This window comes from Cellulomonas sp. URHB0016, assembly GCF_054057935.1.
In genome coordinates this window covers 3,245,448-3,259,283 of sequence record NZ_JBSRZU010000001.1, presented here as the reverse complement: position 1 = coordinate 3,259,283, position 13,836 = coordinate 3,245,448, and the positions used below count along the sequence as shown (strand labels likewise).

The 13,836-nt window shown below is 74.7% G+C and carries 9 protein-coding genes and 1 pseudogene; 6 read left to right on the top strand and 4 right to left on the bottom strand.

Annotation, left to right across the window (positions count from 1 at the left end; all coding sequences use genetic code 11):
* Window positions 1-208: 208 nt before the first annotated feature.
* Together ACVW07_RS15010 and ACVW07_RS15005 are read right to left on the bottom strand one after the other, a co-directional pair.
* Window positions 209-4,543: pseudogene (locus ACVW07_RS15010) on the bottom strand (beta-ketoacyl synthase N-terminal-like domain-containing protein); the annotation flags it as partial.
* Window positions 4,544-4,731: 188 nt separating this feature from the next.
* Window positions 4,732-5,973: an alpha-amylase family protein gene (locus tag ACVW07_RS15005; RefSeq protein WP_456820034.1), complete on the bottom strand. Its 1,242-nt coding sequence runs from the start codon at window positions 5,971-5,973 to the stop codon at window positions 4,732-4,734.
* A gap of 97 nt (window positions 5,974-6,070) precedes the next feature.
* Here ACVW07_RS15005 and ACVW07_RS15000 point away from each other — a divergent pair, with 97 nt between their 5' ends.
* Window positions 6,071-6,643, top strand: a complete 573-nt coding sequence (locus ACVW07_RS15000) for a TetR/AcrR family transcriptional regulator (protein ID WP_456820033.1) — start codon at window positions 6,071-6,073, stop codon at window positions 6,641-6,643.
* Window positions 6,644-6,783: 140 nt separating this feature from the next.
* Here the strand turns inward: ACVW07_RS15000 and ACVW07_RS14995 are convergent, their stop codons facing one another.
* Window positions 6,784-7,221, bottom strand: coding sequence for a hypothetical protein (locus tag ACVW07_RS14995; protein WP_456820032.1), 438 nt, complete (start codon window positions 7,219-7,221; stop codon window positions 6,784-6,786).
* Window positions 7,222-7,279: 58 nt separating this feature from the next.
* Between ACVW07_RS14995 and ACVW07_RS14990 the strand changes: the two genes are divergently transcribed.
* From ACVW07_RS14990 to ACVW07_RS14970, 5 genes are all read left to right on the top strand, one after another.
* Entirely contained in the window at window positions 7,280-7,687 is a 408-nt protein-coding gene (locus ACVW07_RS14990) for a RidA family protein (protein WP_456820031.1), read from the top strand.
* Window positions 7,688-7,786: 99 nt separating this feature from the next.
* A complete protein-coding gene (locus ACVW07_RS14985) occupies window positions 7,787-8,878 on the top strand; it encodes an aminotransferase class V-fold PLP-dependent enzyme (RefSeq protein WP_456820030.1) in 1,092 nt (363 codons plus the stop codon).
* Window positions 8,875-9,603, top strand: a complete 729-nt coding sequence (locus tag ACVW07_RS14980; RefSeq protein ID WP_456820029.1) for an alpha/beta hydrolase family protein — start codon at window positions 8,875-8,877, stop codon at window positions 9,601-9,603. The genes ACVW07_RS14985 and ACVW07_RS14980 overlap by 4 nt, the downstream gene beginning before the upstream one ends.
* Window positions 9,604-9,757: 154 nt before the next feature.
* Window positions 9,758-11,872 (top strand): MMPL family transporter, encoded by a 2,115-nt coding sequence (locus ACVW07_RS14975; RefSeq protein WP_456820028.1) that lies wholly within the window; start codon window positions 9,758-9,760, stop codon window positions 11,870-11,872.
* 75 nt (window positions 11,873-11,947) lie between these two features.
* Window positions 11,948-12,808, top strand: a complete 861-nt coding sequence (locus ACVW07_RS14970; protein ID WP_456820027.1) for an aldo/keto reductase — start codon at window positions 11,948-11,950, stop codon at window positions 12,806-12,808.
* 49 nt (window positions 12,809-12,857) lie between these two features.
* Here the strand turns inward: ACVW07_RS14970 and ACVW07_RS14965 are convergent, their stop codons facing one another.
* Window positions 12,858-13,427 carry an O-acetyl-ADP-ribose deacetylase gene (locus ACVW07_RS14965; RefSeq protein WP_456820026.1) on the bottom strand — a complete coding sequence of 190 codons (570 nt, stop codon included), beginning with the start codon at window positions 13,425-13,427 and terminating at the stop codon, window positions 12,858-12,860.
* Between the last annotated feature and the right edge of the window lie 409 nt (window positions 13,428-13,836).

The following is a 13,836-nucleotide window of genomic DNA, read 5'->3' as shown; positions in this document are numbered from 1 at the left end:
GCGGTGCACCGGCGGGCCTGGCCCCGCCGCCGTCGACGAGGTGCACCGCAGGGCTGTGCCGGACGATGGGCGGTGCGGGCCGCTCGAGGTGCCGCGTGTCGAGGTCGACGCCCTCGGCCGCGAGCCGGGCCAGCAGCAACAGGTACCCCTCGGTGCCCTCGCCGCCGTCCTCGAAGCCGACCGCGACGTGGTCCCGGTCGGCGAGGATGCGCCGCACCAGACCGGTCAGCACCGTGCCCGGACCGGCCTCGACGAAGACCCGTGCGCCCGCCTCCCACATGGCGAGCACCTGGTGCCGGAACCGGACGGGCTGCGCGACGGCACCGGCGAGGGTGCCCGCGACGTCATCGCCGTAGGGCTGGGCGGTCGCGTTCGACCAGACGGGCACGTCGGGCACACCGACCACCGAGGCGAGCCGGTCCCGGAACGGCTCGATCGCGCCTGCCAGCGCGGGGCTGTGGAACGCGCAGGCCACCGGGAGCCTTCGGACGCCGAGGCGGTGCGCCCGGCACAGCTCCTCGGCGCGGTCGACCGCGGCCGTCGGCCCCGACAGGACGTGCTGGTGCGGACCGTTGTGGTTGGCGATGACGAGGCCGGGCTCGTCGAGGTCGGCGACGAGCAGCTCGACCGTGTCGGGCTCGGCGGAGACGGCGAGCATCGCTCCGGGGTCGTCCCCCACGGCGGCGAGGATCGACTCGGCGCGGGCCCGGCTGACGGCCACGAGGTCGGCGGCGGGCAGCGCCCCGGCGGCGGCGAGCGCCACGACCTCCCCGTAGCTGTGACCGGCGAGCAGGTCGGCGCGCACCCCTGCCCGCTCGAGGAGCCGGTAGGCGAGCAGGTCGACGACCCCCAGCGCAGGCTGGGCGTTCTCCGTGCGGGTGAGCGCGGCCTGCCTCTCACGCCGGGTCTCCTCGTCGAAGGCACGACCGGGGTACATGACGGCGGCGAGCGCCGGGTCGACGGCAAGGTCCTTCACGACGTCGGGGAACTCCGCGAGCAGCGAGCCGAGCATCCCGGTGCGCTGGCTGCCCTGCCCGGGGAAGAGCACGGCGACCCGCGGCGACGTCCGGCCGGACCTGACGAACGTCCTGGCGTCGGGCGTCGCCCCCTCGGCCACCGTGGCCAGCGCGCCGCGCAGCGCCGCGACGTCCGGGACGACCAGCGCGACCTGCACAGGCCGTCCCGCCGCGAGCGCGGCGACGGTCCGCGTCGCGTCGCGCAGGTGGTGGCCCGGGTGCTGGGCGTCGAGCGCGACGAGCGCCGCGGCCGCGGCGGTACGGGGGTCGGTTCCGCGGACGAGGACGAGCTCCGGTCCGCCGGTGCCGCGCGTGCGGGCGGGCGCCACCTGCCGGACGTGCTCGCGCACGACCGCGTGGAAGTTGGTCCCGCCGAACCCGAACGCGCTGACGGCGGCGCGCCGGGTGCGGTCGCTGAGCCACGGTGCGGGCTCGGCGCGGAACGCGAAGCCGGCGGCGAGCTCCGCGTCGACCGGCGCGTCGATCCGCATCGTGGGCGGGAGCACCCCGGTGTGCAGGGCGAGGGCCGACTTGACGAACCCCGCGAGCCCCGCGGCGCACTTGGTGTGGCCGATCTGCGCCTTGACGGAGCCGAGCGTCCGGACCCGGCCGTCGACGGGCGCGTAGGCGGTGGCGGTCGCCGTGAGCTCGGATCGGTCGCCGACGGCCGTGCCCGTGCCGTGCGCCTCGACGAGGTCGACGTCGGCCGCGTCCACCCCCGCCCGCTCCAGGGCCCGGCGCATCGCCGTGACCTGGCCGCTGGTCCGGGGCGCGGTCAGCCCCTGGGACCGCCCGTCGCTGCTGGACCCCACGGCCTCGACGACGCAGTAGATGCGGTCCCCGTCGCGCTCGGCGTCCTCGCGCCGCTTGAGGACGACGCACACCACGCCCTCGCCGAGCACGATGCCGTCGGCGGCCCGGTCGAACGGGCGGCAGGTGCCGGTGCGGGAGAGCGCGTTGAGCGACGAGAACATCACGAAGTCGCCCACGGCGTTGTGCAGGTCGACGCCACCGGCCAGGGCGACGTCGCTGGCACCCCGCCGCAGGTCGTCGCACGCGAGGCCGAGCGCTGCCAGGGAGGACGCGCAGGCGGCGTCGACGACGAAGTTCGCTCCCCCGAGGTCCAGGCGGTTGGCGACGCGGCCGGCGATGACGTTCGACAGCATCCCGGGGAAGGTGTCGCTCGTCATGGTGGGCAGCAGCTCCGCGACCCCGTCGGGGAGCCGGCCGTACAACGACGGCAGGTGCGTGCGGACGCTGAGCGCGCTGGCGAGGTCGCACCCCGACTCGGCGCCGAAGATCACCGCGGTCCGCTCGCGGTACGGGTTCTCGTGGGCCAGCCCGGCGTCGTCGAGCGCCCGCCGGCTGACCTCCAGCGCGAGCACCTGCGCGGGGTCGACGTGACCGAGGCTCGCGGGCGGGATGCCGAACGCCACGGGGTCGACGGGCACCGGGGGGAGGAAGCCGCCGACGGCAGCGTGGGCCGCGGGCACCCCATCGGCGGGGGCGTCGTGGTAGATCCGCCGGTTCCACCGCTCGGCGGGCACCGGCCCGATGGCGTCGCGGCCGTCGAGCACGGTGGACCAGTAGGCGTCGAGGTCGGGCGACCCGGCGAACATGCAGGCGATGCCGACCACGGCGATCTCCACGGACCCGGCCGGGCGTGCGTCGGCGGGCGCGGCGACGTGCCGCAGCTCCTCGACACGTCGCCGGAGGTGGGCCACGGCCCCGACGGTGAGCCGCTCGTGGAGCTCGGCGAGCGTGAGCGGCTCGTCCTGCAGGGCGACGACCTGCCCCGCCATGAACATCCCTTCGCTCTCCCGCCGCCGGGCGGTCACGGGAACCGTGTGCGCGCCGTCGCGCTCGATCCCCTTCGTCGCGATGCGCAGCCGCCCGACGTTGAGCTGCTCGAGCCGTGCGCCGACCTCCCGCCGGTCGAGCCCGTCGCGCTCGAGCTCCTCGCGCACCCGCGTGAACTCGTCGACGTACGGGCTCGGCGCGCAGCGGCTCGCGTGGCCGGGGGCGGTCTGCAGCACACACGTGCGGTCGGCGGCGAGGAGGTGCTCCTGGAACGACCCGGTGACCGCGCCGCACTCGACGGCCTGCCGCGTGAGGGCGTAGGCGGTGCCGACGAGCATCCCGACCGCGACACCGGCCGCCGCGAGCGGTGCGGTCATCGCGGCCACCATCGCCGCGCTCCTGGACGTCGCGATGCCGCCCGCGAACAGCACGCACAGCGGCTCGGTCGTCGTCTCCGGGGACAGTGCCGCGAGGTGCTCCAGCAGCACGGCCGTCTGCATCTCCCACAGGGCGAACCCGTACGTCGGGCCGATGTGGCCGCCGCACTCGGCCCCCTCGAAGATGAACCGGGTGGCCCCCTGCCGCAGGAACTGGCCCAGCAGCACCGGCGAGGGCACGTGCAGGAACGACGGCAGGCCGCCCGAGGCGAGCTCCGCGGCCTGCGCCGGGCGTCCACCGGCGAGGACCGCGAGCGACGGGCTCCCCGCGGCGAGCGCGCCGATCTGCTCTCGCCGCACCTCGTCGGGCAGGAAGCCGAGCAGCCCGACGCCCCACGGGCGCGCACCGAGCAGGTCGGTGGTGCCCCGGACCACGTCGGTGACCTGCGCCCCGGTCATCATCGCGAGCGCGATCGTGGGGAGCGCACCCGCCTCGGAGACGGCCTGGGCGAAGGCCGGCACGTCGCTGACCCTCGTCATCGGGCCCTGCACCAGGGGCAGCCGCGTGCCGAGGGCCCGCGCGGCTGGTGACCCCTCCATGAGGGTGGTGACCGCCGCCTCGACGTCGTCGGCCACGCGGTCGATCCGGTGCCGCACGTCCGTCAGCAGGTCACGGGCGCTGGCGTAGCGGGCGCCCAGGTCGAGGGCGAGCAGGAGGTCCTGGCCCGCGCGGCCCACGTCGTCGGTCGGACGGGTGCCGGCCGCCGCGTTCGCCGCCTGCCGCACCCGGTCCCGGTCCGCCGCCGTGAGCGGGGACTCCGGGAACAGGGCGAGCTGCGTGTCGAGCAGCACGCCGTGCGCTCCACCCGCGACCGCGGCGGCGGCGGAGTGCGGCCCGATGCCTCCTGCCGCCCACACGGGGACGCCGAGCGACGCGTCGAGGACCCTCTGCAGCAGCACGAACGTGCTCTCGGGTCCGCCGCGGGCCCCGCACTCCACGCCCCGCACCACCAGGCCGACGGCACCGCCGTCGACCGCGAGCCGCGCCTCCTCCACGCTCGTCACCTCGGCGACCACCTGGCGCCCGGGCACCGCCGTCCCCGGAGGCGCGGTCACGACGGCCAGCTCGACGGACGACCGCCCGAGCGCCGCGGCCCCGGCCTCGTCGACCACCCGCGCCCCGACCGGGCCGGCCGCCCGCCGTCCGAGCCGCTCCAGCGCCTCGACGTCCCGGGGCCCGCCGACGTCCGCCAGGGCGACCGCGCCCGCGCGTGCCGCCGCCGCGGCCAGGTCGGCACCGAGCCTCCCGAGGGGTGCCCCGGCCAGTACCACGTTCCGTGCCTCGCTCATCGTCGCCTCCGCTGGTCCGAAGATCTCGGTGCCGGGGGCGGTCGGCGACGGTCACCGCCGGACGCCCTCGGTGGGGGTCGTGCGTGCTCGTGGATCGGGTGCAAGTGCCCGTAGTTCACCGTTGAGCGACGTCCTTGCGGTGGTGCGGTGGTGCGGTCATGCGGTGGTGGTCGCGGCGGTCCCCTCCCTCAGGTGCCGTAGGCGAAGAGCACGGTGCCGGCGTCGTCGCGGACGACGGCGCGGTGGCCGTCGGTCACGTCGAGCTCGACGTGCAGCGCGCCAGGACCGGTGGCCGGGCGCGCGGTGTAGGCGTAGCGCGTGTTGGTGAGCTCCGTGGTCTTTGTGGTCGCCCGGACCAGCCAGGGGTGGCGGCGGCGCAGGCCGACGAGGTCCTGGTGGACGCGGTACATCCACTCCCCCCACGGTGCGAGGCCGGCGGGCGTGGGCGGCATCGCGGGCCGCACCTCGTCGTCGCCGCCGAGCCGCTCCTCCTTGACGCCGAGGAACGCCTGCTCGTCGCCGTAGTACACCGACGGCACCCCGGCGACCGTCATGAGCACGACGAGCGCGAGCACGGCGCCGCCGGGTCCGACGGTCGTCGCGATGCGCGTGACGTCGTGGTTCCCGACGAAGGTGGTGGGCAGCACGTCGCGGCAGAACTCGCCGTGCCGGGCGAGCGCCCAGTCCAGCTCGAAGTAGTTGCGGTCGACGAGGCTGCTCCAGATCGCCTTCCACAGCTCGTACTGCGTGATCGAGTCCATGCCCGACGCGGCCGCGATCGCCCCGTAGTCGCCGTGGATGACCTCGCCCAGGAACCACGCATCGGGATGCGCGGCCCGCACACGCGGGAGCACCTCGGCCCAGAACGACGGGGGCACGGCGTACGCGGCGTCGAGGCGCCAGCCGTCGATGCCGCGGTCGAGCCAGGTCGTCATGACGTCGGCCACGTAGTCGGCGACCCGCGGGTCGCCGTGGTCGAGGGCGACGAGCGAGGAGTGGCCCTCGAAGTCGCCGACCCGCGGCGCGTCGGGCGTGGACCAGTCGACGCGGAAGAAGTGGGCGTACTCACCGTCAGGCCCCTCGTCGAGCGCGCGCCGCACCCACGGGTGCCCGGCCCCGACATGGTTGAACACGCCGTCGAGCACCAGGCGCAGACCCCGTTCGCGGCATGCGGCGACGAGCTTGTCGAGGTCGTCGTTGTCACCGAGCCGCGGGTCGATGCGGTACTGGTCGACGCTGTCGTAGCCGTGCGACTCGGAGGCGAAGACCGGGCCGAGCACGAGGCCGGAGACGCCGAGCTCCACGGCGTAGTCGAGCCACGAGCCGAGCTGCCGGAGGCGGGGTGCCGAGTCGTGCGCCTCCCGGATCGGGGCGCCCGTGAACCCGAGCGGGTACACGTGCCACCAGATGCAGCTCTCGACCCAGCCCATGGCGCCCCCCACTAGTGAGCCACGTTCAGTAACGGACGACGCGACGCTATTGCCCGACGGATAGGCTGCGCAAGTGCCGGACAACGATCGTCCACGCGTGCGTCTGCATCCCGACGCGCGCCGCGAGACGATCCTTGCCGCCGCACGCACGGTGTTCTCCAAGCAGCCGTTCGACCAGGTGAGCGTCGCCTCGGTCGCCGCCGCGGCCGGAGCCTCCGAGGCGCTGCTCTACCGCTACTTCCGCAACAAGGCCGACCTGTACGCGCAGCTGGTCCGCGAGGTCACCGACGAGCTGCTCGACCACCGCGACCGCGCCCTCGCCGCGCTGCCACCCGGGGTCTCGGCCCGCGACCAGGTGCGTGCGACCTTGCTCGTCTACCTCGAGCACCCCGCCGGCTGGGTCGGCACTCCCCTGGGCGCGACCGCCGAGCCGGAGGAGGCCGTCGCCGTGCGCCGCGAGGCCCGTGCCGCCTGGGTCGAGGGCGTCCGCGCGGTCCTGCTGCCGGACCAGGGCCTGCGCCACGAGTTCGCGCTGTGGGGGTTCCTCGGGTTCCTCGAGAGCACGTGCCGGCACTGGGAGGACGCGGGCCGGCCCGAGGAGCAGCTCTGGTCGCTCGTCGACGCCTGCCTCGGCGCCCTCGAGGGTGCCCTCGGCGACTGGGGGCGGTGACGGCAGCCGGGCGGTGACGGCAGCCGGGCGGTGACGGCAGCCGGGCGGGCGGTGACGGCAGCCGGGCGGGCGGTGACGGCAGCCGGGCGGGCGGTGACGGCAGCCGGGCGCGGGCGCCGTCAGCCGGCGGGCCCGCGCCGTCAGCCCGCCGCCGGCGTGCCCGTGACCAGGTGCACGGCCCACGCGGCGAGGAGCAACCCGAGCGTCCCGACGCACAGCACGATCCCGACGATGACGAACCACCAGCCCGCACCGGTCCGGCCGGTCGGCCGGGTCATCACGTCCGACGGGTCGTCCCGGTTCACGTACGCCCAGCCGGCGAACGTGGGCGTCGCACCGAGGCCCGTCCGCACCACCGCGTAGGTGTCCGCGCGCAGCGGGCGCCCGTCGGGCCCCGGGTACTCGATGGTGAGCATCATGCCGCCGGGCGCGAGCCACCGGGAGACCAGCCGGGCGGGGACCGCGACGCGAGGGACGCGTCGGGCGGCGGCCACCCGCCTGCTGCCGAGCACGACGAGCACCGGCCCGACGAGCCCGGCCGTCACGGCGAGGAGGAGCAGCAGGACGTCGACGGGCACCGCGCGACCCTAGCCGCACCGGCGGCGCCGTGTGGGTGGTTCGTCCTACGGTCGGGCGATGGACACCACCGTCTCGTTCCTGCGCCCTGCCGGGCTGGTGCACAGCCCGGCGTTCAGCCACGTCGCCGTCGTGCCCCCGGGTGCGACGACCATCCATGTCGGCGGCCAGAACGCCGTCGACGCCACCGGCGCCCTGGTCGGTGGTGACGACATCGCCGCCCAGACCCGCCAGGTCATGGCGAACGTCGTGACCGCGCTCGCCGCCGTCGGTGCGACCGTCCGGGACGTCGTGGCCTGGACGATCCTCGTCGTCGAGGGTGCCGACCTCGGTGCGGCCTACGCCGCAGCCTCGCCCACCCTCCAGGTGGAGGGCGACCCGTCGCTGGTGACGGCCGCCCGGGTGTCAGGGCTGGCGTTCCCCGGGGCGCTGATCGAGGTCGCGGCAGTGGCGGCCGTCTTCCGCTGACCACGGTCTACCGCGCGTGGGTTCCACGGCCCGCCGCCGCGGACCACTTCCCCGGAGGTGGACGTTGTGCGCCGCCGCGCGCCCGACGACCATCGGGGCATGACCGCCTCCGCCACCCTCGGCACGATCGACGCCCTGCGGGCCCGCTTCGAGCGCGTGCCCGGCTACCTCGACGCGGCCACGTGCGGCTTGCCGTCCCGTGACACCGCCGACGCCATGCGGGCGGGCATCGACGCCTGGCAGGCGGGCCGGGTCGACATGGCGGGCTACGACGAGGCCGTCGCCCGGTCGAGGCACGCGTACGCGCGGATCGTCGGCGTCGACCCGGGCGCGGTCGCGATCGGCGCCCAGGTGTCGTCGCTCGTGGGGCTGGTCGCGGCGGCACTGCCCGACGGGTGCGAGGTCCTCACCGTCGACCAGGACTTCGCGTCGGTGGTGTTCCCGTTCCTCGCGCACGCCGACCGCGGCGTGACGGTCCGGCACGTCCCGGTGGAGGCACTGGCCGACGAGGTGCGGCCGTCCACCGGCGCCGTGGCGTTCTCGCTGGTGCAGTCGCGGGACGGCCGGGTCGCCGACGCGGACGCGGTGTGCCGGGCGGCGCAGGCCGCCGGGGCGCTCACCGTGTGCGACCTGACGCAGGCGGCGGGGTGGCTGCCCACCGACGCAGGCCGTTTCGACGTCACGACCGGGTCGTCGTACAAGTGGCTCGCCGGGCCGCGCGGCGCGTCGTTCCTCACGGTCGCCCCGGACGTGGTGGACCGGCTCCGGCCGCTGCACGCCGGTTGGTACGCGGGCAAGGAGATCTGGGCGTCGATCTACGGCCCGGAGATGACGCTCGCCCCGGACGCCCGCCGGTTCGACGTCTCGCCCGCGTGGCTCGTCTGGCTCGGCGTGGCCCCGGCGCTCGAGGCCTTCGCCACGACCGACCCGGCGGCGCTGCACCGCCACGCGGTGGGTCTGGCGGACGCCTTCCGGGGTGCCGTCGGGCTCGGACCGTCGGACAGCGCCATCGTGTCGCTGGAGGACGACGAGCGTGGCACGCTCCGAGCGGCGCTCGACGCGGCCGGGTGCCGGGTCGCGGGCCGAGGGGGGCGGGTGCGGCTCGCGTTCCACGTGTGGAACGACGAGGACGACGTCGACCGGGCCGCGAGCGCCGTCGAGCGGCACGGCACGCGGCCAGTGACGCGATGACGGGCCCCACCGGCGACGACGCACCGGCAGCCGGCGGGACCACCGACCCGAGCGGCCCGGCCCCAACCGTCTCGCGCTCGACCTGCCGGTCCCCGGACGACTGCGAACCGACCGTCCGCGAACCGACCGGCCGTGAACCGACCGGCCCGGCGCAGGTCGCCGGCGTCCTCCTGACCCCCGGTGCGAACGCGAGCCGGGACAACCGGACCCTGGTCGTCCTCGAGCACGCGCTCGCCCCGCTGCCGGTCCGCCGGGTCGACTTCCCGAACCGCCGCGCGGGCCGCGCCGGGCCCGACCGGCCGGAGCCGGCGATCGCGTGCGTGGTCGAGGAGGCAGCGGCGTTCGCGGCCGAGCTGGGTGTCGGCACGGACCGCCTGGTGCTGGGCGGCCGGTCGTTCGGCGGCCGGATGTGCTCGATGGCCGTCGCGCGGGGGCTGCCGGCGGCCGGCCTGGTGCTGCTCTCCTACCCGCTGCACCCGCCGGGCCGTCCGGAGCGCCTGCGGGTCGAGCACCTGCCGGACGTCACGGTGCCCGTGCTCGCCGTGTCCGGCGCGCGGGACCCGTTCGGCACGCCGGAGGAGCTCGCCGCGCACCTGGCGGTGATCCGCGCTCCGCTCACCCTGGTGACGGTCGCGGGTGACCACGCCCCGCGTGACGACCGGCCGGTGACCGACGCCGTCGTCGCCTGGCTCCGGGCTGAGAGTTCCCTGAGAGAACCCGGGTGACTCCGCACGCCTTCTGAGGGAACACTCGGGGGTATCCCTGATGGCCGCCGGTGCACCTCCACGAGGAACCTAGGATCTGTCCGGCGCGCGACGTGCAACTCCGTCCCCCGTCGGTCAACTCCACGTCGTCGTCGACAACCCCTGAGGAATCGTCATGTCCAAGGTCGCGGGCTGGATCACGCACCGCTATATGAAGTTCGTCGTCATCGGGTTCTGGCTCGTCGTCGTCGCCCTGCTGGGCCCCCTCGCCGGCAAGCTCACGGGCGCCCAGGACAACGACGCGAAGAGCTGGCTCCCCGGCAACGCGGAGTCCACCGAGGTCATCGACGTGGCGAGCACGTTCGTCTCGTCGAACACCATCCCCGCCGTCATCGTGTACGACCGCCCGGGCGGCCTGACGAAGGACGACCTCGCCTCCATCCAGTCGGACGTCGACGAGTTCTCCTCGCTCGGCACGCTGGACGGCGACGTGATCGGGCCGGTCCCGTCGAAGGACGGCGAGGCGGTGCAGGTCATCGTGCCGCTCGACCTCGGCAAGGACGGCTGGGACCTCGCCGCCGACGCCGTCGACGACCTGCGGGCGACCGCGGAGGACGGCGCGGACGGCATGCACGTCTACGTCACGGGGCCTGCCGGCCAGGCGGCCGACTCGTCGAAGGCGTTCGAGGGCATCGACGGGACGCTGCTGTACGCCGCGGGCGGCGTCGTGATCCTCATCCTCCTGCTGACCTATCGCAGCCCGATCCTCTGGCTCCTGCCCCTGGTGTCCTCGGTCGTCGCCCTGACCGTCTCGCAGGCCGTCATCTACGTGCTCGCGGACAACTACGACCTCACCGTCAACGCGCAGAGCGCCGGCATCCTCACGGTCCTCGTGTTCGGCGCCGGGACGGACTACGCCCTGCTGCTCGTCGCGCGATATCGGGAAGAGCTGCGGCACCACTCCGACCGGCACGAGGCGATGGCGGTCGCCCTGCACCGGGCCGGCCCGGCGATCATCGCGAGCGGCGCCACGGTGACGATCGGCATGCTCTGCCTGCTGTTCGCCACCATGAACTCGACCGCGGGCCTCGGCCCGGTCGCGGCCGTGGGCATCGTCGTGGCGCTCCTGGTGATGACCACGCTGCTGCCCGCCCTGCTCGTGACCTGCGGCCGCTGGGTGTTCTGGCCACGCGCGCCGCACGTCGGCGACAGCGAGCCGACGGAGCACGGCTTCTGGGCCCGCGTGGGCGGCCGCATCGAGAAGCGTCCGCGCGGCACGTGGGTCGTCACCGCGGGGATCCTGCTGCTGGCGTGCATCGGGGTCAGCCAGCTCAACGCGGTCGGTCTCAGCAACCAGGACTCGTTCACCACCACGCAGCCGTCGATCGAGGGCGAGCAGGTGCTGTCCGAGCACTTCGCGGGCGGCGCCGGCACCCCCGTGGTGGTCATCGCGAACGCCGACCAGGCCGCCGCGGCGCAGACCGCACTCGCCGGCGTCGACGGCATCGAGGCGTCCAGCGTCTCGGAGCCGGTCGTGAAGGGCGACGTCGCCTACGTCGAGGGCACCCTGACGTCCGCGCCGGACAGCCAGGACGCCTACGACACGGTCGACCGCGCCCGGGAGGCCCTGCACGCCGTCCCGGGGGCCGACGCGAAGGTCGGCGGGACGACGGCGACCAACCTCGACGTGCAGCGGGCCTCCGCGCACGACAGCAAGGTGATCATCCCGATCATCCTGGTCGCCGTGTTCGTCATCCTGATGATCCTGCTGCGCGCGGTCGTCGCCCCGCTGGTGCTGGTCGGCACCGTGGTGCTGTCGTTCGGTGCCGCGGTCGGCGTCAGCGCACTCATCTTCCGGAACGTCTTCGACTACGCCGGCGCGGACACGTCGTTCCCGCTGTTCGTGTTCGTGTTCCTGGTGGCCCTGGGGATCGACTACAACATCTTCCTCATGACCCGGGTGCGGGAGGAGGCGATCCGGGTCGGCCACCACCGCGGCTCGCTCGTCGGCCTCGCGGCGACCGGCGGCGTCATCACCTCGGCCGGCCTGGTGCTCGCCGGCACGTTTGCTGTGCTCGGCACGCTGCCCCTGGTGTCATTCGCGGAGATCGGCTTCGCGGTGGCGTTCGGCGTGCTCCTCGACACGATCATCGTGCGGTCGGTGCTGGTCACGGCGCTCAACCTCGACATCGGCCGGCAGATGTGGTGGCCGAGCGCCCTGGCCAAGCGACCCGACCCGTCGGACCGGACCACGGCGAAGGAGCCGGAGCAGGAGGTCGTGCCGGCCTGATCGCCGGCACCGTCCAGCGGCGGGCGCGCACCGGAGGGGTGCGCGCCCGCCGTCGTCATCTGATCTCATGGAGCCATGCAGACACGCACTCTCGGAGACGTCCAGGTCAGCGCGATCGGGCTCGGCGGCATGCCGATGTCCATCGAGGGCCGCCCGGACCGGTCCCGTTCCCTGGCGACGATCCACGCGGCCCTCGACGCGGGCGTCACCCTCATCGACACCGCCGACTCCTACCACCTGCTCGCCGGGGAGGTCGGCCACAACGAGGAGCTCATCGCCGAGGCGCTGCGCACCTGGCACGGCGACGCGTCCGAGGTGCTCGTCGCGACGAAGGGCGGCCACCTGCGCCCGGGCGACGGCTCGTGGACGGTCGACGGCTCGCCCGAGCACCTGCGCGAGGCCGTCGAGGGGTCGCTGAAGCGGCTCGGCGTCGAGGCGATCGGCCTCTACCAGTTCCATCGCCCGGACAACCAGGTGCCCTACGCCGACTCCGTCGGGGTCCTCGTCGACCTGCTCGACGAGGGCAAGATCCGCATGGCGGGCGTCTCCAACGCCAACCCCGCGCAGATCCGGGAGGCCCAGGAGGTCCTCGGTGGCCGGCTGGTCTCCGTCCAGAACCAGTACTCGCCGGCGTTCCGTTCCTCGCAGCCCGAGCTCGACCTGTGCGCGGAGCTCGGCATCGCGTTCCTGCCGTGGAGCCCGCTCGGCGGCATCTCGCGCGCCGGCGAGGTGGGCGACCGGTTCGCAGCGTTCGGCCGCATCGCGGCCCTGCACCACGTCAGCCCGCAGCAGGTCACCCTGGCGTGGGAGCTCTCGCAGGCACCCGTCGTGATCCCGATCCCCGGGGCGTCCCGGCCCGAGACCATCCGCGACTCGCTGCAGGCCACCGAGCTGATCCTCGGGCCCGAGGAGCTCGCGGAGCTCGACGCCGCGTGACCCGCCGACGGCGGCCGGTGCCCCGGGAGGCGCGCCGGCCGCCGTCGAGTCAGTCGCGGGGCCGGTCGCCGGCGGCGAGCACGTGCTCGAACGCGGCGAGGGCCGCCGCCGAGAAGAGCACGAACCGCACGAGCTCGACGCCGTGCGGGCGGGGGTGCCCGTCCTGCCACCCTGCCTCGACACCGCCCTGCCAGGTGCGTGCGGCGCCGACGCCGACGCGGGCGACCTCGCGGACGTCCCACCCGTACACGCCGGCGCTGACCGCGGGGAACGCGATGCTGCGCGCGTCGAGCTGGACCGCGATCTCGAGCGATCTGGTGAAGCACGAGGCGAGCACCCATGGGTCCACCTGTCCGGCGTGCCTGTTGGGCCCGACGGTGTGGACCACCCATCGTGCGGGCAGGCCGAACCCGGGGGTGGCGACGGCGTCGCCGGGTGCCAGGCCGTCCGGGTAGGTGGTCCGGCGCACCTCTCGGCATGCGGCGAGGAGCTCCGGTCCGGCGGCGGCGTGGATCGCTCCGTCGACGCCGCCCCCGCCGAGCAGGGACGAGTTGGCGGCGTTCACCACGACGTCGACGTCCTGCGTGGTGATGTCGCCCTGCACCGCTTCGATACGCATCTCGACATCATGTCGGGGGCCACTGCGGGCCGACACCGGAGGGCAGCGGGCCGCGGATCACGGCCGATCCCCGCCCGGTTCCCAGGCCGGGCAAGCCGAAGGCCCCTCGGCGCTTACTCCGAGGGGCCTGTCGCTGCGTCCAGGGTACCGGCGACGCGCACCCGGCCGGGTGAACGGCGCGCGAACCGTCCACAGATGTTGTGCACAGCCCTGTGCTCGCCGCGTGTTCATGCAGGCCATCCTGTGGACAGGGCTGTGGGCCAACCTGTGGACAAACATTCCCTCATCAGGCTCTTGCAGCCCCTCGACGGGCAGGACTAGACATCACACATCGACCTCGACGGTTCGAGAACCGCAGGCCAACGTGACCCTCTCGGGGGGTATCGGAAGCCGGCGGGGACAGGCGGTC